Annotated in this window: 15 protein-coding genes; 2 read left to right on the top strand and 13 right to left on the bottom strand. The window is 27.8% G+C overall.

The genetic code is table 11. The features are described 5' to 3' along the window. Positions 1-694: 694 nt before the first annotated feature. Positions 695-1,189 (top strand): PTS sugar transporter subunit IIA, encoded by a 495-nt coding sequence (locus RGC78_RS08815; protein WP_252216035.1) that lies wholly within the window; start codon positions 695-697, stop codon positions 1,187-1,189. A 99-nt stretch (positions 1,190-1,288) separates the two neighbouring features. Here RGC78_RS08815 and RGC78_RS08810 read toward each other — a convergent pair whose 3' ends face one another. The 7 genes from RGC78_RS08810 to RGC78_RS08780 all read right to left on the bottom strand — a co-directional run bounded on the left by RGC78_RS08810 (position 1,289) and on the right by RGC78_RS08780 (position 11,254). Next, entirely contained in the window at positions 1,289-2,941 is a 1,653-nt protein-coding gene (locus RGC78_RS08810) for a PTS transporter subunit EIIC (RefSeq protein ID WP_252226146.1), read from the bottom strand. Between the two features lie 248 nt (positions 2,942-3,189). Then, on the bottom strand, positions 3,190-4,044 hold the full coding sequence (gene glcT / locus RGC78_RS08805) for a glucose PTS transporter transcription antiterminator GlcT (RefSeq protein WP_252216041.1): 855 nt from the start codon (positions 4,042-4,044) through the stop codon (positions 3,190-3,192). A 175-nt stretch (positions 4,045-4,219) separates the two neighbouring features. Then, on the bottom strand, positions 4,220-5,176 hold the full coding sequence (locus RGC78_RS08800; RefSeq protein ID WP_309556492.1) for a GNAT family N-acetyltransferase: 957 nt from the start codon (positions 5,174-5,176) through the stop codon (positions 4,220-4,222). A gap of 429 nt (positions 5,177-5,605) precedes the next feature. After that, the gene (locus RGC78_RS08795; RefSeq protein WP_309556491.1) at positions 5,606-6,988 is read right to left on the bottom strand and encodes a flagellin N-terminal helical domain-containing protein; all 1,383 of its coding nucleotides are present in this window, start codon (positions 6,986-6,988) and stop codon (positions 5,606-5,608) included. A 444-nt stretch (positions 6,989-7,432) separates the two neighbouring features. Continuing rightward, positions 7,433-7,594: a carbon storage regulator gene (locus RGC78_RS08790; RefSeq protein ID WP_252216056.1), complete on the bottom strand. Its 162-nt coding sequence runs from the start codon at positions 7,592-7,594 to the stop codon at positions 7,433-7,435. Between the two features lie 466 nt (positions 7,595-8,060). After that, positions 8,061-9,980 (bottom strand): FUSC family protein, encoded by a 1,920-nt coding sequence (locus tag RGC78_RS08785; RefSeq protein WP_252226153.1) that lies wholly within the window; start codon positions 9,978-9,980, stop codon positions 8,061-8,063. Positions 9,981-10,492: 512 nt separating this feature from the next. After that, positions 10,493-11,254, bottom strand: coding sequence for a tRNA threonylcarbamoyladenosine dehydratase (locus RGC78_RS08780; RefSeq protein ID WP_252216063.1), 762 nt, complete (start codon positions 11,252-11,254; stop codon positions 10,493-10,495). 290 nt (positions 11,255-11,544) lie between these two features. Here RGC78_RS08780 and RGC78_RS08775 point away from each other — a divergent pair, with 290 nt between their 5' ends. Continuing rightward, on the top strand, positions 11,545-12,237 hold the full coding sequence (locus RGC78_RS08775; RefSeq protein WP_252216067.1) for a 5'-methylthioadenosine/adenosylhomocysteine nucleosidase: 693 nt from the start codon (positions 11,545-11,547) through the stop codon (positions 12,235-12,237). Between the two features lie 61 nt (positions 12,238-12,298). Here RGC78_RS08775 and RGC78_RS08770 read toward each other — a convergent pair whose 3' ends face one another. The 6 genes from RGC78_RS08770 to RGC78_RS08745 all read right to left on the bottom strand — a co-directional run bounded on the left by RGC78_RS08770 (position 12,299) and on the right by RGC78_RS08745 (position 24,201). Beyond that, the gene (locus RGC78_RS08770; RefSeq protein ID WP_309556490.1) at positions 12,299-13,651 is read right to left on the bottom strand and encodes a cell wall-binding repeat-containing protein; all 1,353 of its coding nucleotides are present in this window, start codon (positions 13,649-13,651) and stop codon (positions 12,299-12,301) included. 176 nt (positions 13,652-13,827) lie between these two features. After that, entirely contained in the window at positions 13,828-14,979 is a 1,152-nt protein-coding gene (locus tag RGC78_RS08765) for a YibE/F family protein (protein ID WP_252216071.1), read from the bottom strand. 198 nt (positions 14,980-15,177) lie between these two features. Continuing rightward, the gene (locus tag RGC78_RS08760) at positions 15,178-19,587 is read right to left on the bottom strand and encodes a CehA/McbA family metallohydrolase (RefSeq protein ID WP_309556489.1); all 4,410 of its coding nucleotides are present in this window, start codon (positions 19,585-19,587) and stop codon (positions 15,178-15,180) included. A 393-nt stretch (positions 19,588-19,980) separates the two neighbouring features. Then, the gene (locus RGC78_RS08755) at positions 19,981-21,300 is read right to left on the bottom strand and encodes a hemolysin family protein (RefSeq protein ID WP_252231208.1); all 1,320 of its coding nucleotides are present in this window, start codon (positions 21,298-21,300) and stop codon (positions 19,981-19,983) included. Between the two features lie 436 nt (positions 21,301-21,736). Further along, the gene (locus RGC78_RS08750) at positions 21,737-22,993 is read right to left on the bottom strand and encodes a DUF1015 domain-containing protein (protein ID WP_309556488.1); all 1,257 of its coding nucleotides are present in this window, start codon (positions 22,991-22,993) and stop codon (positions 21,737-21,739) included. Positions 22,994-23,292: 299 nt separating this feature from the next. After that, positions 23,293-24,201, bottom strand: coding sequence for a D-2-hydroxyacid dehydrogenase (locus RGC78_RS08745; RefSeq protein ID WP_309556487.1), 909 nt, complete (start codon positions 24,199-24,201; stop codon positions 23,293-23,295). Positions 24,202-24,269 lie beyond the last annotated feature (68 nt).

Here is a 24,269-nt window from a genome sequence, read left to right as displayed (position 1 = left end):
TTTCTGTTCAATTTTCAAAGACCAAATTTTCATCGTTGACTTTCTTGTCAACTTTTGTTTTATTGTGTCACCCTTAAGCGACTTCATCAGTATAACATTTTGTTACTTTTCTGTCAACATTTTTCTTTTAAAAAACTTTCTTTATTTTTACTCTCAAGTTCTGCTTAAAGAGAAATTAAATCATTTTTTTTAAATTTGTTAACTTGTCTCAAGGACGTGTTTTATCTTACCATATATTTTTTAGCTATTTAGACTTATTTCTCGTATTTTCAGGGTTTAAATCCCTAATTATTCATTATTCTGCTATTTTTTTTATTTTTCTACTATTGATACACGTGGTTTAGTATTCCCCGTTCTATTACATTATTATCCTTTACTTCATATAGTTTCATCTATATTATTTATTATCAACCTATATTTTAACAATATATACTATATAAATAGACACTAAAATTATAATTGTAAACGTAATTAAAGTTTATTGACATCCTTAATATAAGATTATATAATTATCTAGACGTGTTACTGTTAAATCAGGCATAAGTTTTCTTAGATAGAGAAATCTTATGCCTTTTTTTATTAAACATTAATAGTAATATGCTTATATTTTTTAATATGTAGGTAAAAATACAATATACAAGTACATAATGTAGAGAAAGGATGTGAATTATCCTGGTTAGTCAGGATATAATTTATGTTTGGATTATTTAAAAAGAATAAAAAAGAAGATAGCAATTTAAAATTAGTAGCACCTATTACAGGTAAATCAATTCCTTTATCAGAAGTTCCAGATCCAGTTTTTGCTCAAAAAATGGCTGGAGACGGTTTAGCAATAGAACCTTCTGACAATGTAGCTGTTGCTCCTGCAGATGGTGAATTAACTTTAGTATTTAATACTAAGCATGCATTTGCAATGACATTAGCAAATGGTATAGAACTTTTAGTTCATATTGGTATCGAAACTGTATCTTTAAATGGAGAAGGATTTGAACAATTAGTAGAACAAGGAACTAAAGTTAAAGCTGGAACTCCTATAATAAAATTTGATAGAGAATTTATCAAATCAAAAGGACTTCCATTAACAACTCCTGTTTTAATAACTAATGTTGATACATTAAAATCAATAAAAGCTACTGAAAATGTAGATACTGTAGCTGGTGAAACTTCAATAATAGAATATACTCTATAATTTTTTTAAAAGATTCACAAAATTTAAATGCCCTAGTAGATAACTTAATATTTATCTACTAGGGCAAAATTTTTATAAACTAATTGTATAAACTAATTACTAACTAATACCTAATATATCATTAATAGCGTTTTTATATCCGTCAGCTTTAGCTCCAAATATAGCTTGGATTCCATTACCCACTTCCATAACACCTGCTGCACCTAAAGTTTTTAATTCAGCTTTATCAACTTTAGCTTTATCTTTAACTTCAACTCTAAGTCTTGTTATACAAGCATCAACACTTACAATGTTTTCTTCTCCACCTAATGCTGCTAATACAGCTGGTGCTTTTTCAACTATTTCACTCTTAGCACTTCCATTTTTGCCTTGGAAATCAGCTTTAGTGTATAATTTAGTTTCTTCTTCATTTTCATCTCTACCAGGAGTTTTTAAGTTAAACTTCTTGATCATGAATAAGAATAAGAAATAGTAAACTACTGCATAAATTGCTCCTATTAATAGAACCATAAACCATTTAGTTGGAACTCCTGCTCCTGCTGGAAGTAATCCAAATAAACTAAAGTCAATTAATCCACCTGAGAATGTCATTCCTATAAATACATTGAATATATCCATTAACATGAATGATAAACCTGCTAATATACAGTGTACTCCGTATAATACTGGAGCAACGAATATGAATGTAAATTCTAATGGTTCAGTAATACCTGTTAATAATGAAGTAATAGCTGCTGCTAATAATAATGATCCAACCGTTTTTCTCTTGCTTGGAGCTGCTGCTCTATACATAGCAAAAGCCGCTGCTGGTAATCCAAACATCATGAATGGGAATTTACCTGCCATGAATCTTGTAGTTCCACCAACTATTGTTGACATAGTGTCAGCTGATGCACCTACTAAATCAGTCATGCTTGATAATTGAGCAAAGTATGCTGTGTTAGCACCTGCTACTGTTTGCCAAGTTCCATTAACTAATATTTGACCATCAACAAATGATCCAAACCAGAATGGAGTATAGAATACATGATGTAATCCAAATGGAATTAATGCTCTTTCAATAACTCCATAGAAGAATGTTCCTATAAATCCTGCATTTCTAACTGCATTAGCTATAACTCCAATACCATCTTGAACTATTGGCCATAAGAATGCTAATATAGCTCCTACAACTGCCATAGTAACTGCTGTTATTATTGGAACAAATCTTGATCCTGAGAAAAATCCTAATATTTGTGGTAATTGGATTTCATGGAATCTATTATGTAATATTGCTGTAATAATACCTGTGATAATACCACCAAACACTGACATGTTTAATGTAAATATACCTAAGTTAGTTGTAACATATGTTGCGTATTTACCAATGCTATCTGGAGTAAGGACTCCTAATTGAGTAACTCCTAAAGCAAGTAATGTTGAAATAACTTGATTCATTACTATAAATCCAAATACTGATGCTAATGCTGCTGTACCTTTGTCTTTTTTAGCAAGACCTACTGCAACACCAACTGCAAATAGTATTGGCAAGTTTCCAAAAATAATATCACCTATATTTTTCATTACTGTTAATATAGCAGTAACTGCTGGAATACTAACAAATGCTATAAGTGGCTCATAAACTGCTGGTGGGTTATTTAATCCTGCAATTCCAAGTAAAGCTCCACCAACTCCTAATAATATACCTGCGATTGGTAAAGCTGCGATTGGTAGCATTATAGCTTTACCTATTCTTTGTAAATATTGAAGCATAATAATTCCTCCTAAACTAATTAAATAAAATAAAATTAAATGTTATGTAAGTATATATTGCTATTTTTAGCTGACCAGCTAAAAATTATGCAAATAAAAAAGACTTAAATATAAGCCCAGAAAAATTTATTCAATCAAAAACAGTATTGTAATAAATTTTTCTTTACTTATATTAAGTCTTGCCTGCTTTACCAGTTACACCTTAATTATATAAACATAATATCATATTATTTCCCATTTGTAAAGGTTTAATTATTTTTAGATACTTTGAATCTTTCAACATGAATAGTTAAAAATGCAACTTCATCCTTTGTAACCTTCACTTTAAGTTCATCTTCAATAATCTTAGCAATTCCTTCTGATATTGAATATGATTTCTTATATGTCTTCTTTATAATTCTAGATAAATCATTATGAACACATGTATTATCCATTATTCTTTGAAGTGCAAATTTAATATGCGTACAAAATCTTGCATAATCTAAAGATTTTTTGTTTATTTTTATTCCTAATCTATCTTCAACATATTCAGCTATAGTGCTACTTAAATAAGTATTTTTTATTGTATTAGAAAGTTTACCATTATTTAATGAAGAATGTATATGAAGCGCTATAAATGCAACTTCTCCATCAGGTATCATTACATTTGAATAGCTCCCAACTCTTTCTGCCACTATTTTAGCTAATCTGAATTCTTCTGAATATAAAGTTTCTGTCTCAACTAAAAAAGGATTCTCTATTTGTTCATCATTTTTCATTCTTTTAACTGCAAAAAATAAATGATCTATTAGACCAATGTGTATATGTTCATTTAATTCTTCATTCAATTGTTTAGATATTTCATATATAGCTTCTTCACAAACTGCAAAGAATTCATCATCAATTTTTTCTATCATACCTTGAAGGCTTTTTATATTTTCCTTGTTTTCTATGGTAAATATTTTTTCTATTTCTGTATTTTCAGGTATGACATGACCCGGCTTTTTACCAAATCCTATACCTTTAGCAAAAAGTATTTTTTCTTTATCAGATGAATCAACTAAAACTATATTATTATTAAAAACCTTTGACACTACTTCGCTTTTATTAAGTATTATTGTCATTTTACTATCCTTTCTATATACAAAATTTATTATTTATAATAACTCATAATTAATTATATCATTAAATTTAATCATAATTCGTATTTTTTTAACAAAGTAACTGTATCACGCTTTATTAGTTAAAAAAATTGAAAGTTTCAATAAAAAGCGTACATACTTTCTAAAAATATATATTTTATTTAGATTGTTTTCTATAAAATTCCTCTTTGGTAATATAATAAGTAACATGATCTTTCCACTGACCATTAATAAATAAATATTTCTTATTTATACCTAATTCATTAAATCTACAGCCTTTTAATACACCTTTTGATTTTTCATTTTCTAATAGTGCTGACGCTTCTACTCTATGCAGATCTTCTTCAGTAAAAAGATAATCTATAAAAAGATTAACAGATTCTTTCATATATCCATGTCCTTGCTCTAGCTTATCTATAGAATATCCTAAGATACCATTTTTAAAACTTCCAAAAACTAAACTAGATACTTTTATTTTTCCAATGAAATTATCATTTTTAAATATACCTACTTCAATAGAACTTCCATTTAAAAATTGTCTATAACTTTCATTTAATATATCTCTTTGCCCATCCAATGTATAAAAATTATTATCTCTATTAGGTTCAAATGGAGCTAGATACTCCTTGTTTCTTATGTAATATTCCAATAAGTCATTTGCATTTCCAGGTGTTAAATTTCTTAATACTATATTTTTGCCTTTTAATTCTATAAATAAAGATTTTATTTTATGATTATACTCTGTACGAGTTATTCCAAATGATAATTCATCTAAAAATTCACCCTCATGATATTGATTTTCACTAAATATCCCCTCTAAAGTAAACCCTAAATCTAAAAAGGAACTAATCTCTATTCCCTCTACAGTTTTAATATTAATTTTAAATATATTTAAATCCTTAAATACAGCCCTAAGAATCAGTTTTAATGTCTCTTTTAATAATTCACATTTACAAGCCTTATAAAAATTAAGTTTAATATCACATTTTTTGCTTGAATCAGCAAACTCTATTATATAAAATCTACCAATAATTATATCGCTTTTATCTTTTATTATATATTCTTTCTTTGATAACTTACTTACTTCTATTTTAACCTTCAAATTAGATTCCATCAAAATTCTCCCACTGCATTTAATTGAAATAGCACTTACATTTATTAATGAAAGTGCTACCTTATATATATTATAATATTTTTAACCTGCGTATACCATAGGTGTTGGTGAAATTAGTTAATTTATTTAATGAGTATATAACCTAAATTTCATATCCTTAAAACAACTATCAATTCTAAACTTGTACCTGTAAAATTTTACACCCCAGGGGTGAATAAAAAATTATATGTTTATTTTTTAAAGCTATATTAATTGTGCTACATATTCTATAAATCCATATAAAATTCCATAAAAGATTTTTCTTCACCACTATCAACTCTCAATTTTTAACTTTCAACTCAAAAAAGCCAGAGCTTTCGCCCTGACTTTTTAATGTGTTAAAAATTGATTTAACTTTATTGAATAAATGTTAACTCACATAATTCCTAATTATCTTAATAATTGAAGAACTGCTTCTGGTTGTGACTTAGCTTGAGCAAGCATTGCTTGTGAAGCTTGGCTAAGAATGTTATTCTTTGAGAAGTTCATCATTTCTTTAGCCATATCAACGTCTCTAACTCTTGATTCTGCAGCTTGTAAGTTTTCACTTGAAGTTCCTAAGTTATTGATTGTATGTTCTAATCTATTTTGGTATGCACCAAGTTTTGATCTTTCAGTTGATACTTGGTCTATAGCTTTTTGTATTGTTGTAACTGATTTGTCTGCTGATTTAGCATTACTTACATCTATACCATCAACACCTAAAGATTTAGCTCTCATATCTCCTATTGATAATGATATATTTTGACCTTCGTTAGCACCTATTTGTAAGTTTGCTCCTACTGAATCTACTTTTACAGTATTGTCAGCTGATAATGTTGCAGCTGTCTTAGCTTGAACTTCTAATTTTAAGCCTTCTGCTCCTGCGATTTCATCTTTGATTTCTATAGTGTTACCTTTACCTGTAATAGCTTTTCCACCAACTGTAATTGTTGCATCTGTTCCTGCTACCACTGTAGCAGCTTTATCTGTTCCTTTTGCAGCAACATCATCTGTTACTTTTCCTAACTTTACAGCTGATCCAAGTTGATTTGATGTTATAAATAATTTGTTAGCAGTTGCATCTGCTGTAGCAGTTGCATCTATTCCTTCTTTCTTTAAGAAGTCATTAACCTTACCAAGTATATCTTCTTTCTTAGTCTTTGCTGCTAACACAAGTTTTTTATCACCAATTGTTAAAGTTACATCAGCAGTACCAATATCTGCATTAGTAGCTATATCTGTTTTTGATATTTGCCCTGTTCCTACTGTTGTTTCTGTTATTGCAAATTCTGTATCAACCTTAGTTTTATCTGAAGAACCAGTAACTTTAACTACATCTTTAAGTTTATCTCCTAAAGTAGCCTTTACATCAGTTTCTCCATTTAATAACTTCTTAGTATTGAATTCTGTAGTATTTCCGATTCTGTCAATTTCTGAAGTTAATTGGTTGATTTCTTTTTGTATTTGTCCTCTATCTGCATCATTGTTAGTATCATTTGATGCTTGAACTGATAATTCTCTCATTCTTTGAAGAATTGAGTGAGTTTCATTTAAAGCACCTTCTGCAGTTTGGATCATTGAGATACCATCTTGTGAGTTTCTTGTAGCTTGATCTAATCCTCTGATTTGACCTCTCATTTTTTCAGAGATTGCAAGACCTGCTGCGTCATCTCCAGCTCTATTTATTCTTAAACCTGAGCTTAATTTTTCCATTGATTTTCCACTGTTAACAGTGTTCATTCCTAAGTTTCTGTGTGCGTTCATTGCGTTCATATTGTGATTGATTATCATAATAAAATACCTCCTTGAATTTTGAAGTGGACATCCTTTTCCACCATAATTTATTTTTTTATATTTATAGAAACCCTTACGGGATAACTAACAGTTTTGAGTTGAGAATTGAGAGTGGAGAGTTGAGAGTTTATTAATTATCAGTTTTTCTTTTAAAAAACTTCCTTAACTCTCATTTTCCTATAGCTCTCAAATTCTCTTTTGTCGTTTTGACTATTGATACAAGCATAGTATTTAATTTATTACAATCAGCTATGATTGACTTTGATTCAGCTATACTTATATAGTCAGTTGCTTTTAAAAGTTCTCCTACTGCGTTGTGGGACAAAATCGAAATAAAAAAAGAGCGATCTTCATTAAAACTTAGCTTCCTGCTAATATTTAATGAAAATCACTCTTCCTGAGCTTGTACTATTATTAAATTTTACATAAAATATGAAAATATTATTTACTCATACTTTCGTATACTTCGCCTCTTACGATTTTAATTTCTCTTGGTGCATCAATTGCAAGTCTTAAATTGCCTTCTTCACTTCTTATTACTGCAACCTTTATTTTGTCATCTATTACTATATATTCACCTGGTTTACGACCTAAAACTAACATTCAATACAGTCCCCCTAACGCTTGTCGTATAAATAAAAAAATGGGAGCATACCCTAATTTCATTAGCTTCCTGCTAACTATAATAGGGTTATACGCTCCTCCTGAGTACTCTCATTGCATCTTGCAATGAGAACAATTTTTAAATTTAAAGTAAAATAACTTCTTGTTATTTTATAAGACAAGCCTCTTCCTGAGACATTTAAATTCATCCTGAATTATCTTATATTTATATTATCGTAAGATTTATTATCCACTTTATACTTATTTTAAAAATTTTTCTAAGAGCATAAATAACTTTTATGGTAAATTATATATTATGTAACTCGCTCATTCTAATTATAGCATATATATGATTTTTTTCAATAAAATTCTATTTTTACATATCTCTATTTAAAACAAATAAAAAAATACCACTCAATTAATAAAATTAAGTGGTATTTTTAACAAATATTAAATAATCTCTACATTATATAACGCTAATATCATCTAAATTATTTACGCCATTTAAAATTTCAATATAATCAACAAGAGCCACCTTTATATTTAACTCTTTAATTTTATCTAATTTATCTGCTAAAGATGATATTTTATCTTTAATATTAATTTTCTTATTTTTAATTATAGTTCTTATATCTTCACGTATTTTATAATGATTATTATTGTCTAACCAAGTGTATAAATCATATATATTAGTAACTAATAATCTATTAGAATTTATATAATTTATTAATTCTTCATTATCTTCATCAAAATTATTAGATTTTAACTTTTCTTCAATCATTGTTGATATAAGAATATTATTTCTTATTAAATCATAGTTTGGCTTCATTCCATCTATTAATTCTTCCATACTTCTTAATAATTCTATCGTTACGCCTTCATTCATTTCTATAAGATCTTTTTTAGCATCCATAGCTTTATATTGTAATACAAATCTACTTAATAATAGTCCAATAATAGATCCTATTATAACATACACAATTCTATTGATACTTAAAACAGCTGTTCCACCCATAAGTGCTGCAGAACCTATTGCTGATATTGTAACGCATATCATATTATATTTATATTCCTTTATATATCCACTTATATATCCAGCCATCATAATAATCATAGTTCTCATAGTTAAATCTTTAAAAATGTAAAATAAAGTTGCAATTATAGCTGTACCTACAAATGTTGATAATATTCTATACTTAAATTTTTCTTTAGATACTTCATAATGTGGTTGAACCAATGAATGTATAGTGAATATAATCCATCTTCCCTCTGATAAATTAAAATAATCCATTATAAATCCACCAATAGCAACACCAAGTCCTAATCTAAATGCATAAGAAAATCTTAGAGAATCTAGTGCAAAATGTTTTTTAAAAATATACATTGCTTTAAATTGATTTGGTATTTCATCACCTTTATTAATAAGATTATATTTTTTCTTATCTAAACCTTTTAGTTCATATAAACTAGTTTTTAATAAATGTAACGAATTAAGCATTCTTGCTATAATAATGTTATTAGAATTTTTTACATTATATTTTTCTAATAGTTCATTAAATAATGCATCTAAATTTTCTAAGTTATTTTCATCCTCAAAACATATTTTCACATTATCAATTGATATTATTATATCGTCTTCTATTTCTTTTATTTCATTGATTTGTTCAATATCATCGCCTCTTTTAACTCTTTCAATATCATCTAAGAGAACATTTAATTTATCTAATGATAGGGAAATATTTAGTTTTATTCTACTTTCTTCTGTTATATAAAAATGCTCTGCTCTTTTATCATAAATAATTTTTCTGAATTCATTTATAGAAGATTTTATTTCATTATCTATTTCTTCAAATGACTCATTATTTCTAATAGCTCTAATCTTTTGTAACATACTAGTACAACTTTTTGCTAAAAGCTTATTACCTTTTTTATAAACTCTGTTTCTGTTTGCTATTAATTGAATTGCCATAATAGACACAGCTCCAAACGCTAATGATAATAATCTTAATGGTAATTTATCAGCTGTAACTGGAAAAGAAAGCATAAATAAATACTGAAGTGTAAATGGAATATAGCTAGGAGAATTTAAGTTATAGCACAGTCTATATGCTATTATAAATAGACTTATAAAATTAAGCGGTATGGCTAAGAACATATTGCTTGATGCTAAATACGTAATTATCCCCATTAAAACATTGAAAACCATTAGTCCTACTGTATTTTTTACAGGATTTAATGTTAAATCTTTTGTCAAGAATAATAGCATGCCCGTTATGGTAGTAACTCCTATTAATATATTGTCATCTCCGAATATAGTTTTAAAAGTTATTACAAATACCATTATAAATATAAATAATATCGTTTGTGATACTATTTTCTTTTTCATTTAATCACCTTTTTTCTTTTGATTTTTAAGAGTTAAAAAGCATTTTACCATAAAATAAAATATCATACAATATTTTATTATCGCATGATATTTTTATGTTTTTTATAAAGTTATCAACACTATCCACAATATGTTGTTGATAACTTTTGTTTAAATACTCAACATATTGTGTAGTATGTAAATTCCAGTTAAAATTAAGCTCGTTATTTATTACACATTTTTGTCATATACTGGCCTATATGATAGAAGCACAAAATTAGTTTTCTAATCATATATTCTTTCAAGTCTTTTCTTAAAGCATACTTAAAAAACAGAAAAATAAAATATACATTATTCTTATTTTTACATTTATAGACGTTTTATATTATTTAAAAATAAAAACTAGTGTATATTTGTATACTATTCACTAAACATAAGTAGAATCATTAGATATTATACACTTATTTCAGTTATTTAATTTATAAAACATTTAATCCTACTTTTATTGTGGATAAAATAAATTTTTTACTTAATTACTTAATTCCTAAAATATCTTTTATAACTTCTCCTGCAATTATCATTCCTGCAACTGGTGGCACAAAAGATATACTTCCAGGTATTTGTCTCCTAATGGCACATTTTTTAGTTCCCCCTGTACAAACACATCCTGTTTTACAAGTAACAACATCTTCTACTTTAGGTTTTAAAGGAATTTCTTCCGAATATACTACCTTTAACTTTTGTACTCCTCTTTTTCTTAATTCATGTCTCATTACTTTTGCTAATGGACAAACGCTTGTTTTAAAAACATCTGTAACTTTAAATTGAGTAGGATCCAATTTATTTCCTGTACCCATAGAACTCATTATTTTTATATCATTTTTATAACAATACTCTGCTAATCCAAGTTTGGCTGAAACTGTATCTATTGCATCTACTATATAATCAATATTTTCTGGAATTATCTCAGATATATTGTCTTGAGTGACAAACATTTGATGAGTTATAACATTACAACTCTTATTTATAGAAAGAATCCTTTCTTTCATAACTTCAACTTTAGACTTACTTATAGTATTATATGTAGCATGTATTTGTCTATTTAAGTTTGTTAAACAAATAGTGTCATCATCAACTAATATTAACTCTCCAACTCCGGCTCTTGCAAGTGATTCAACAGTGTAACTTCCTACGCCACCGATTCCAAAGACCATTACCTTACTATTTTTTAATTTATCTAAACCATCTTTTCCTATTAACAATTCTGTTCTTGATAAAGAATGTTGTGCTAACATTTTCTTCTCTCCTTATAACTTTAATTTATATTGTTTAAAACATACCCTATTAAATAAATCATATTATAAAATTTCTACATTATATAAATTTAGTTTCTTATATAAAAAGATAAATTATACTATGAAATCTTTCGCTCATATTATATCATAAAATAAGAGTATTCTACTCAACTAACTTGGATATAATTTTAACATTAATTAATATTAAAATTACTATTAAGTTTTTCTTTTAATGTTTATAATATAAATTATAACTTAACAGAATGTAATTTATTTTTAGGAGGATTTTTATGACAATTGGAATAATAGCTGCTATGGCAGAAGAATTAGAAATATTATTAAAAGATTTAAATCTTGAAGAAAAGAAAGAAAAAGCAAACATGATTTTTCACAAAGGAACTATAAAAGGTAAAAATGTTGTTGCTGTTGTTTGCGGAATAGGTAAAGTAAATTCAGCTGTATGTACTCAAATATTAATATCTGAATACAATGTTGATAAAGTTATTAATGTTGGTGTTGCTGGTGGTATTGGAAAAGATATTTACCCAGGTGACATAGTTGTAGCTGAAAATTTAGTACAACACGATATGGATACTTCAGCATTTGGAGATAAGATTGGGCAAATTCCAAGACTTGATACATTTGATTTTAAATGTGACAAAGACATGGTTTCTGCTGCAAAAAAATCTTGTGAAGAAATATCTGAACTAAACAGCTTTACAGGAAGGATAGTTTCTGGAGATCAATTCGTTGCTAACTTAGAAAAAATTCAATGGCTTGAAAAAGAATTTGGCGCTATTTCTTGCGAAATGGAAGGTGCTAGCATAGCTCAAGTTTGTTACTTGAATTCAATTCCATTCGTAGTTATTAGATCAATTTCAGATAATGCAAATAACGGAGCTCATATGGATTACGAAAAATTCACTCCAATTGCAGTTAAAAACTCAACTAATATACTTAAAAATATGTTAGAAAAACTATAAGAACAAAAGGTCCCAGCTGGTGACAGTCACCAGCTGGGACCTTTTTTAGTTGAGAGTAAACTTACTTCATAGTAAAATAATCAGAAACTTGAACCTTACAGTTTCCCAAGTTATCACTTATTTTTTGAGTATCATAAATTCTTGCAAGCTTCATCTTAGCTGCTCCACTTTTAATCCAGTTATATCCTACATTTTTAAATTTCAATGTATTAGTATTACCATCACAGTAAACAGTTTTTACATATGCACTATTATCAGATTCAAATCCATATAATACATAAGTTCCTTCTTCAAAGTTTCCCTTACCTTGAACTGTACAATTGAATTTACTATCCTCTTTTTTAGTACTTACATTAGTTATTTCATTATTTAATTTAGCTTTACTTACAACTTGCATTTTTTCTGATCTAAAGCTTGTACCATCATCCTTTTTAGGCGTAATTTTTGATACTATATAATCATTTTGATTCATTTCCCCTAATATATCTGTTATAAAAATAGTAGCTTTTGAACCATTTATTTTATCCGGCTTATCCCATTTTATAGTATCTACAATCTTATTATTTGAATTATACATTTCACATTTCACATCATATTCAGCGTTATTTTTAATTTCATAATTAAAAGATACGTCTTGTTTATCTATATTTAACTTAGATAAATCTGAATAATTTGAATTTGAACTACTATGATGCTTTTTAGAACCGCCTGACTTTTTTTCTGTATTATCATTAACTTTTTCCGTATCATTTTTTTGTTCAGTTCCATAATTAGTGTTATTTGCATTTTGGTTTGTCGTTACATCTATATTTCCTTGAGCAAATTCTTTAGCTATCTTAGGAACTTCACCACTTACACATTCTCCACTCTCAGAGAAGATATATGTTTTTCCTTCAATAACAACATTACCTTTTTGCATAGCTCCAGTTTCACTTAATGAATAAACCTTATTATCAACCTTAACTACACCAGTTTGCATTGCTCCAGTTGATGAGGTATAATACCATTTTCCATTATCACTTACCCAACCTGTCTTCATTATGCCTGAACTATCAGCATAATACCATGTTCCATTATCATTGATCCAACCAATTTGCATTGCTCCACTTTGAGAAGTATAATACCAATTTCTACCATCATTAACCCAGCCTGTCTTCATTGCACCTGAAGCATCTGTATAATACCATGCTCCATTATTATTTACCCATCCTGTTTTCATATAACCATCTTGTCCAAAGTAATACCATGTGTTATTTATATTTTCCCAGCTAACAGAATAAGAGCTTCCCTTATCATTCCACCATCCATTACTATCTTGCTTCCATGCTGCTGATGCTCCAACTGGAGATACAGAAGCCACAATTGATAGTGCCATTACCGCTGCTATAATCTTTTTTAATCTAGCACTTTTCATAAAATTTTACCCCTTCCATAATTTCAACTGATATTATTTTTAAATCCACTGAACTTTTAGATTTAATAAAAATAACGTCCTTAACCTACCATTAAGTTTAAAACTGATTAATAATTTATTTAATAAAAAAACTTACTTAAACCTTATTTGAATTCAATTCATTAACAAATTAAAAATCATATTTGTTTTTTGTATCTACATAAATATGAAGTAACTATTGCTGTTATTGGAACCGTTAATATTATTCCAATACTTCCTGCAAGTCCTTGAATTACTTCTGTCCCTATTACATCTAGATTCATTAATCTATTAAAAGTCATATTAGAAGAATATATTAAAATAAGTAGATTTAAAGAGCCTCCTGCAAAAGCTAAAATTAAAGTATTAGCCATTGTACCTATTATATCTCTCCCTATATTCATCCCACTTTTAAATAGATTACTTATTGACATATCTTTGTTTATAGAATGAATTTCAAATATAGATGAAGATATTGACATAGCTACGTCCATTACAGCGCCTAAAGCAGATATTAATATTCCTGCAAACATTATTCCTCTTATTTTAAGACCTGTAGTTTCAGATATATACATAATGCTTTCTGCATCAGTCAAATTTACTCCTGAAAGATTAGCCCATAGTCCAAATACATAAGCAAATATACCTGCAATAATAACCCCCGATAAAGTTCCAAGTATCGCTGCTGTACTCTTTCTATTTATTCCTGATATCAATATAAGAGTTATAGTTATACTTACAACTGCAACTATAAGTGATGATAATATAGGACTTACCCCTTTAAGCATTAATGGTAACATCAAATATATAACGCAAACTATTGTAAATATTAACGATACAATTGCCTTAATTCCCTTAAATCCACCTATTAATAATATTGAAACTAAAAATAACATTCCCATAGTTATTAATACATGACTTCTTGTAAAGCTTGAAATCATAATATCATTTATATTTCCATCTTTAATATACAACGCAGCTATAACTTTGCTACCAGTCTTTACCTTAGTGTTATAAAGCCTACTTATATTATTAAGTACATTATATTCACTATCTTTATATGGTCCATCTAGAATTTTTAATTTAACTTCCTGATAACCTAATTCTATATCATCGATATACTTGTCCTCTTTAAGATTTTCCTTGTTAACTTGAATTACTTGTGCTTTATAATATTCAACACCTCGGTTTGCCTTATCGTCTATAAATCCACCAGTAAATATAAATTTTGATGAATATATAATAGCTAAGCCTAAAACCAAAGTTACTATTATGAATATAATATCTATTTTATATTTTTTTATCTCCACAGAAAAACGCTCCCCTTATTTCACTATACAGAAGGACATTGTTAATGAGTGTTTAATATAACTATCTCTTTAACTAAATATATAATTTATTTTTCACAAAACTTTCTTTATATAAACATAGTCCAAAACTAAATGCCTTCTATAATAATGATTTACTTCTTCTAATATTAATTATCTTTTACTTCTTAAGTTTAAAAATTAATTAACTCTATTTCTTATTAAGTTTTTGTTTTCCCAATGTTTGCTCACAACATTTTCTTGAAATTTAATTTCACCAGTATTTCTTACTCTTAATCTACCACCTTCAGGATCCCATGATGCTAACCCAATTGCTGAAACCTTATCACCAACTTCAATGTTCTTATCCCATTTACCTAAAGATTCTTCTTTATTTATTCCGTCCCAAATATATCCTTCAACATATACTCTTGATATACCTGATCCATCATCAATATATAGGTTTTGCTTGTCCTTTCTTATAATTTTTCCTTGTACTTTAACAAGTTTTCCACCATTAATAGGTAACATACTATCACCTGTTGAAAGATCTATAGGTTCTACATCAACTATATTTTCATCTATTAATTTAACATTTTTAGATTCAATATTTCCTGATACAGGTCCAGCATTTCTATCTGCTAATGAAATTTCAAGTTCACCTTGATAAGCATCAACTACACCTGTAATTCTAACTTTTTGACCAACTTTTAATTTAGTACTAGATACTCCAAATATACATGCTCCACCAGTTTCATCTGAAATATATACAACTTCAAAGAATGAATTCATAGGTTCTACAGCTTCAGATTGTGAAGTAACATATCCTTCAACAGTAACCTTTTTACCATATAAATCTGGTGTTCCATCATTATTACTATCTTTTCTGATGTCACCTAACTTAATTGTTTTAGTTTCCTTAGACGGCATCATCCAATTTACAATATTATCTGTAATTTTTATATTAGAATATTTTTCTCCATTAGTACCATCAATCTCAAAATCAGAGAAGAAAGTATTTCCTGAAACTACTATTTTTGCACCATTACTTAACTGTTCAACCCCCATTGTATTTACGCTTCCTTTAGGAACTTCTACATTATCTTTATCACCATCAGCATCCTTTGTTTCAGTAGTCTCAAATCCTTTAACTAAGAAATCAACGCCCTCATCATTTGCCCCATCTGCTAAAATTACTGATGCACCATTATAAAAACTATATTCATCTTCACCATTCTTAACTCCATTAAGTAAATTGTAGTTTGGTGAATCATAATTTTTTAAATATAATCTATATTTTTCTTTTCCGCCAGTAGTATTATCAATTACTTCATCATCATTTACTCTTAACTTAGTTCCTATAGCTTCTAAAACAGAATTCATTTGACTTCCATTGCTATATTCACCTTTTCCATCTTTATAGTCTGCTCTAGTTGATACTATTACATTTCCTCCATTTTCTACATATCTCTTTATGGCTTGTATTTCACTATCCTGAAATTTACTTGCTTTTAAATCTCCATTATCAGTGCTTTGTGGATTTGTAAGAACTAATATCTTAACATCTTTTAAAGTTTCATCAGTTATCTTCTCTTTATTTATTACTGTTAGCCCATCTTTTTCTGTTAATAAACTCTTAAATGCAGTATATTTTCCAGCATAATCACCTGTTACATATTGATTATAGTGAGCTCCATCAACTAATATCTTTTTAACATTCTCTGGATTTACAATCTTTACTTTAGCACTAGTAGTAAATGTTTTTTCTCCCTTATCTAATTTAACAGTTGCTTTTGCGTATAAAGTATATTCTCCTTCTTTATCTGCTTTCCAATTAAACTTAACATTCTCTGTTTGAGTACTTCCTACCTTTTCAACTACTTTTTCACCTATTTTATTATCAGAATTTATCTTATCCTTAAAGAATTCAAACTTAACATCCTTAACTTCATTTTCACCATTATTGAAGAATCCAACATTAAGTTCTACATTTTCACCTGGTAATGTCATATCAGTATCAACAGATGCATTTGATAACCCAACATTTAAAGCATCCCCAACCCAAACAGGAGAAGTTACTGATATATCCTTGTCTTCTTGCACGACCTTAACATAATAGTAACTATATTCTGGATCTAAAGTTAATTCCCAGTTAGCATCATTAGAATTGAAAGTTTTAGATTCAACTTCAACTCCACCATTAGCAATTATTGAAACTTTCTTTATCTTATCAGTAGGATCATTTGCATTTATCTTAAACTTAAGCTTATCCTCATCTCCTAAAGAACTTCCCATCACTTCATCATTTACTGTATAATCTATTGTCATATCAGTATCTTCTGAAGCATATACTCTCTTTTCTCTAAGAGCATCATATATAGATTCTCTTGAATTATCATCTGCAAGTACTATTGTTCTAGCATTATTAGATGTAAACCAATTTCCTTTATGGTTATCTTGGCTGTTAGTTGGAGCAACATGCCATCCTTTATCTAAAGCTCTTGTATAATACTCGTAACTTGGGAAATATCCTGATCCTCTTATTGAACCTTCACCATTACCTACTTCAATTAAGTTTACATATTTGTCAGCACCTTCACTATAAAATCCAAAGTCAGCAAAATCACCAAAAGTCTTGCCTGGGTGGTTTAATTGAGATATTGATTGAGGCTGAGTTTGAATAGTCTTGTAGTAATTTTGTAAATCCATGGCTTTATTATTTCTTGTCTCAAATCCTGGTGTATTGAATGTATTTATATGACCCCATCCGCCAGTAGAACCTGACCATGTCATTTCATATCCATAAATAGCTGTAAAATCTCCAGGTTTATTATATTCATCAGCTATTTTATGAGCTTGTGTCCACTTTTGGCTAACTGATCCATCTGCTAAATTTGCATCTTTATCATTATCAAACCAGTTTGAATGGTCTGTTACTGCATAATAATCCGCTCCGTTTTCCTTTACCCATTTATAAGCTTCATCTAGTGAACCGCTTCCATCTGAAATATTAGTATGTGCATGAAGTTGTCCAAATAAATGTTTTAAATTACCGTCCTTAAATACTCTGAACTCCCACTCTTTGTTAGTTACATTACCCAATGTATCACTAACTTCTATTTTTACAGTGTGTAATCCATATTTAAGTTTTTCATTAGGTTTATGCTCAATATACTCTCCTGTAATTTTAGTATTTGAGGTAATGTCATTATTATCTAAATACACTTTAATAGATTCTGTATTTATATCTTTATCAGATTTAATTGAAGCCTTTATTATAGGAAGCGTTTCCATATTTATTTTAGAATTTTCTGCTGGTTCCATATTATATATTTCAGGTGGATTACCATTAGTAACTTTTACTGAATAAGTATCTGTTTTAATTTCACCTTTTTTATCTCTAGCAGATATATAATATTCCATTCCCTTTAAATTCAAATTTTCTTTTGATAAATTAACACTATATTTATTATCTTCACCTTTTGTCATTTCTGATTTTTCAAACTTTTCAGCTCCAGTAACTCTATAATTTAGGTCTACGCTATCAATCTCAGAACCTAATACTTCTGCTTCTATTTTTAAATCATTATTAATATCAGCACTATTAATATTAGAATGTTTTATTTTTATATCCATTTTAGTAAAAGTACAGGATTTTCCAAACATTTGATAAATCTTTTTATGCTTTCCTATAGTACCTTCTACATTTACGATATCACCATTATTTAGTTTAGCTTCAGATAACTTTGGAAAGATCTCTATAGTACGACCATCTTGTTTTATTTTTAATTTATTTCCATCAGTTAAATCTACAATTGCATTTTCTATTCTTACAAATTCAGAAATATGCTCTCCTGCTAATAAATCCAATATTGTTACAGTTTTCGGATTTAATTCTACACCACTTTCAACTAAATTAATTTTAACATTTTGTAATACAGGCACTTTATTTATGTTTTTCTTACCTATAACTTTTACCTTATCGCCTCTTTTATATTGATTAAAATTAAGCTCACTTGCATTATCAAATATAGCTATTGCACCAGTTTCATCTTGAATATGAAGTTTTTTATTGTCTTCAACAAAAGAAACTACACCTTCTACTGTTGCTTCTTTATTATTTTCTAATTTTGAAGCATCTTTAATACTTATAGTATCTTTTACTTCACTATCACTATCAGTATTTTCTTTATTTTTATCTTTTTCATTATCTTCATTTACTTTTTCTTCACTCTGTGTTCTCTCATTTTTCGGATCGATGTTATCGGTTACATTTTCTACGGAATTAAGTTCATCTTTTGAATTACTCTCTAAATTCTCTTCTGATTTATCCTTATCTACTTCCCCCTCTGAAGTTTCTCCTTTGTCTTTATCAGTATTTTCCTCTAAAGTTTCCTCTTTATCTGCTTCAGCTTTATCTTCTAAAACTTTTTCTTCATTCTTTTCTTCCTTGGCTGCGTTTTCATCAACTTTAGTTTCTGAATTAGCTTTTGAAATTGAATCAATTATCTCATCAAGAGCAAAAGATTTTTCAACTGGCAAAATAATAGAAGTAGTTAAAACTGATATAGAAATTAATAATGCAAGTAGTTTTTTATTTTTCTTTAACATTACTTCCCCTCCCATTAATTGTAATTATTTATAATTAATAGTATATATTATACATATTTACATTTCAATAATTGAAAATATATTTACATAATTGAATTATTACCTTTCCAAAAATTGTAAAAACATTATTTTTATAATAATATTTTTACAATTTTATCATTTCATTTAAAATTTACTAATAATCACATTATAATCTTGATAATATTTTTGATAATTTATTAAGAGAAATAACTTATTCACAATTTTAAATTTATTGTCAACAATAATAAGACTTATTCTTATAAATTTGTGGATATCTTTTAAAATTTAAATCTTTAAAGTGTGAGGATAACTTGTCTTTTTCTGATAAAATTATATCTTCTATTTTTTCTAGAGAGAGGTTTATTATTATGTTCACTTATCTCTCTGTATACATATTTTTATTTTTTCTATTCTTTTTTCTTTTACTGATTCTATTTTAAATATTACATTTTCATATTCAATAACTTTTTCTTCTATATCCTCAGGTATTCTTCCTATAAAATTGATTAAAAATCCACTTATAGTATCGCAATCTTCTGAAACTAACTGTATGTTAAGATAATCATTTAAATCATTTATAGGCATTAATCCATTAACTATAAATGTGTTGCCATCTATCTTTTGTATATAACATTCTTCTTCATCATATTCATCATCTATATTTCCCATAACTTCTTCTATTAAATCTTCTATTGTAACTATACCTGAAAATCCTCCATACTCATCTATTAGTATTGCCATATGCTTTTTAGAGCTTTTAAGTTCATTAAACAGATCATCAATATTTTTAGTTTCAGGTACAAAATATGGTGAATGTAGTATTTTTCTTATATCTACATTTTCAAAGCCATATTTACGTGCTTCAAGCATAAAATCTTTCATATATAATATACCTATAATATTATCTATATCCTCTTCATATACAGGCACTCTAGAATATTTTTCTTCTATTAATTCATCTAAATATTCTTCTAATGGTTTATTTATATTAATTAAGTATACGTCTGTTCTTGGTGTCATTACTTCATCTGCCAGTTTATCATCGAACTCAAATATACTGTTTATCATATCTTTTTCTGTTTCATTTATTACTCCATGTTCTTGACCTACTTCTACTAATGACCTTATTTCTTCCTTAGACACTTTTTCATCTAGTCCATCTTTATCTAGACCTGATAATCTAACTAATATATTAGTTGATGCAGAAAGAAGTTTTATAAATGGAGCAGTTATTTTAGATACATATAATATAGGTCTTACAGAAAACATTGCAATAGACTCAGACTCCTTAAGTGCGATTCTCTTTGGAAATAATTCACCAAATACCAATGTTATATAAGATATAATAACAGTTACTATTATTAATGCTATTTTATTGCTATAAGGTATATTAAATTTACTTAAATAACGTGCTAAATCTTGTGATATTCCAGTAGCAGCAGAAGCACTACTAAAAAATCCTGCAAGAGTTATGCCCACTTGTATAGTAGATAAAAATTTAGTGGGCTCATCCATAAGTTTTAATAAAATTATTGCTTTCTTATCTCCATCTTCTGCAAGAAGTTTTATTTTATTTTTATTTAATGACACTATAGCCATTTCTGCTGACGCAAAAAATGCATTAACTAACGTTAAAATGACTATTAAAATTATTTGTGAAGTTATATTCACAGACCCAACTTCTGGTTGCATTATTATATTCCTCCCCAATTTATATAATATAAAAATCATGATAATGCCATATATAAAATATTTATATATATTTATATTGTTCCTAATTATATATTTTAATTATTCATAATTAGTTTCAATAGTTTAGTTAAAATTATCTTATACAATAATTTACAGCCGATATAATTTTCTAATGAGCAACTGCACTTAAATGGCTGCTAGAATAAGTTGATAAAAATGAGGAAAATAAAAAGGAATAAGGCTTTTCAATATTTCTCTTCAATACTCTTGCAAGCGTTGAAAATTAATATCTTACCTTATTCCTTCTAACCCATTATTTTATCTATAATAGCCCTTTTTATTAATTACCTTTGATTTCCTCCGGTATTTTTTGTCCCTTTTTCTCTTCTTAGTCAGTCTTTTTTATTTCTGTTTAAGCCTTATTTTGCAGAGACATTTATTTTAATTTATGAACAAATAATCCGCTTCTTAATTTAGGTTCAAACCAAGTAGATTTTGGAGGCATTACTTCTCCAATATCTGCTACTTTCATTATATCTCTAACTTCTGTTGGATACATTGAAAAAGCTATTCTCATATCAGTATTTGCTCTGCGTTCTAATTCTTTTAAACCTCTTATTCCTCCAATAAAATCTATTCTAGGTGATGTTCTTACATCTTCAATACCTAATATTGGAGTTAATAAATTATTCTGTAGTATTGATACATCAAGACTTAAGATTGGATCCTTTTCATTAAAAGTTCCTTCTTTTGCTTCTAATACATACCACTTATTTTCTAAGTACATGCCAAACATGTGCTTTTTATAAGGTTTAAATGGCTCATTAGTTGAAGCATCTGATATATCAAATTTATCTCCTAATTTATCTAGTAACTCATTTTTAGTTAATCCATTTAAATCTTTAACTACTCTATTATAATCCATTACCATTAAATCATTATCTGGAAATGCTACTGCTAAGAAATAATTAAATTCTTCTTCTCCAGTGTAATCAGGATTTTCTTGTCTTCTCTTTAATCCAACTTGAACTGCCGAAGCTGATCTATGATGTCCATCTGCTATATATAAATAATCTATTTCTTTAAACAAGTCTACTATTTCATCTATTATTATTTCATTATCAATTGCCCAAACAACATGAGTAATTCCGTCTTCTGACACAAAATCATATAGCGGTTTTCTTTTACTTTCATTTTCAATCCATGCTTCAATAATTTCTGATGCAATTTGATCTTCTTTATAAGTTAAAAATATAGGACCTGTATTTGCATCACAACAATCAACATGATTTATTCTATCATCTTCTTTATCTTGTCTAGTAAATTCATGTTTTTTTATAACGCCATTAAGATAATCATCAATAGATGCGCAAAATACTATTCCTGTTTGAGATCTTCCATCCATTATTTGTCTATATATGTACAGACAAGGATTAATATCTTGTATATACTCACCATCATCAATCATTTTATTTAAATTGTCTCTGGCTTTTTCATAAACCTTTTTATCATGTACATCTATTGAAGGATCTAAATCTATTTCTGCTCTATCAATATGAAGGAACGAATATTGATTTCCCTTTACCATATCTCTTGCCTCTTCACTATTCATAACATCATATGGCAGAGCTGCTATTTTTGATGCTAATTCTCTAATTGGTCTAATACTTTTAAAAGGTCTAACTACAGCCATTTAAACTTCCTCCTAATTATTTAAAGTATTTTTATTTTAGGCTCTGTTTCAAATATATCAACACTCTGTTAAAACACGGCCTCTTTTACTTCTATTGTAAACAATTTCACTCAATTAATAAACTACTTTATTCATTTTTTAGTCTCTATTTTAAACATGTCTTGATCTATGCAATAAATAAAGTGGCCTTGTAATTAAATTATACTCATTTTAGTATTACTAAGTTCAATTACTCTATCCAGCTTTACTTATGCATATATCAATATATATTGTAAATCATAACTTTTTCTAATTAAATCCTACAATTTAAAAAAGTCTTTTATAATTGAAACTACCTCATCACCAATTCTAGTTTGAGCTTCTTTAGTCGCTGCTCCAATATGAGGAGTTACACTAACTTTAGGATGATTAATTAAAGCTTCATTTTTTGTTGGTTCTTCTTCAAATACATCAATTCCTGCACCTGCAATAACTTCATTATTAAGTGCTTCTAATAATGCAGCTTCATCAACAACCTTTCCTCTAGCGCAATTAATTAAATATGCATTTTTTTTCATCAAATTTAATTCATCTTTTCCTATTAATGATCCATTTTCTTTATCATACGGAACATGTAATGATATAAAATCAGATTCTTTTAACACTTCTTCAAATGATAAAAATTGATAGCTTAACTCTTCATGCTTTCCTTCTATTGTATTGTATATAACGTTCATGCCTAATGCTGTTGCTTTTTTAGCTAAAGATTGTCCTATCCTGCCCATTCCTATAATTCCAAGTGTCTTTCCTTCTAATTCAAATCCTTGATATTTCTTCTTATTCCATTCACCATTTCTCATAGTTACATTAGCTATTCCAAGAAATCTTGAAACTGCAAACATATGAGCTAAAGCTAGTTCTGCAACTGAATCTGAGCTTGCTGATGGAGTATTTGTAACACTTAAATTATTTTTAACAGCATAAGGTATATCTATATTGTCTATCCCTACCCCTGCTCTAATAATTAACTTTAAATTACCGCCGATTTCTTTATCAATAACATCAGCTGTAACTTTAGTAGCTGATCTTATAACCAATACATCAAAGTCTTTTAATTTTTCACCTAAAATATCTTGATCAAAATGTTCATTTATAACTTCAATACCCAAACTTTTTAAACCTTCTATAGCTTTAGGTTGCAAACCATCGTTTATTAATACCTTAATCATAAAAATTCCCCCAATTTTTTATAAGTTGAAAGTGGATAATTAAAAAGTTTAGAGTTTTTTTAAGCCCA

The organism is Clostridium aquiflavi (assembly GCF_031344075.1).
GTDB classification, from domain to species: Bacteria; Bacillota; Clostridia; order Clostridiales; family Clostridiaceae; genus Clostridium; species Clostridium aquiflavi.
This window is presented reverse-complemented; position numbering and strand designations above follow the sequence as displayed.

What these genes read in the sequence shown, in the direction of transcription:
- RGC78_RS08815 (WP_252216035.1), top strand. Translation starts at nt 695, where the DNA reads ATGTTTGGATTATTTAAAAAGAATAAAAAAGAAGATAGCAATTTAAAA.
- RGC78_RS08810 (WP_252226146.1), bottom strand. Translation starts at nt 2,941, where the DNA reads ATGCTTCAATATTTACAAAGAATAGGTAAAGCTATAATGCTACCAATC.
- glcT (WP_252216041.1), bottom strand. Translation starts at nt 4,044, where the DNA reads ATGACAATAATACTTAATAAAAGCGAAGTAGTGTCAAAGGTTTTTAAT.
- RGC78_RS08800 (WP_309556492.1), bottom strand. Translation starts at nt 5,176, where the DNA reads ATGGAATCTAATTTGAAGGTTAAAATAGAAGTAAGTAAGTTATCAAAG.
- RGC78_RS08795 (WP_309556491.1), bottom strand. Translation starts at nt 6,988, where the DNA reads ATGATAATCAATCACAATATGAACGCAATGAACGCACACAGAAACTTA.
- RGC78_RS08790 (WP_252216056.1), bottom strand. Translation starts at nt 7,594, where the DNA reads ATGTTAGTTTTAGGTCGTAAACCAGGTGAATATATAGTAATAGATGAC.
- RGC78_RS08785 (WP_252226153.1), bottom strand. Translation starts at nt 9,980, where the DNA reads ATGAAAAAGAAAATAGTATCACAAACGATATTATTTATATTTATAATG.
- RGC78_RS08780 (WP_252216063.1), bottom strand. Translation starts at nt 11,254, where the DNA reads ATGTTAGCACAACATTCTTTATCAAGAACAGAATTGTTAATAGGAAAA.
- RGC78_RS08775 (WP_252216067.1), top strand. Translation starts at nt 11,545, where the DNA reads ATGACAATTGGAATAATAGCTGCTATGGCAGAAGAATTAGAAATATTA.
- RGC78_RS08770 (WP_309556490.1), bottom strand. Translation starts at nt 13,651, where the DNA reads ATGAAAAGTGCTAGATTAAAAAAGATTATAGCAGCGGTAATGGCACTA.
- RGC78_RS08760 (WP_309556489.1), bottom strand. Translation starts at nt 19,587, where the DNA reads ATGTTAAAGAAAAATAAAAAACTACTTGCATTATTAATTTCTATATCA.
- RGC78_RS08755 (WP_252231208.1), bottom strand. Translation starts at nt 21,300, where the DNA reads ATGCAACCAGAAGTTGGGTCTGTGAATATAACTTCACAAATAATTTTA.
- RGC78_RS08750 (WP_309556488.1), bottom strand. Translation starts at nt 22,993, where the DNA reads ATGGCTGTAGTTAGACCTTTTAAAAGTATTAGACCAATTAGAGAATTA.
- RGC78_RS08745 (WP_309556487.1), bottom strand. Translation starts at nt 24,201, where the DNA reads ATGATTAAGGTATTAATAAACGATGGTTTGCAACCTAAAGCTATAGAA.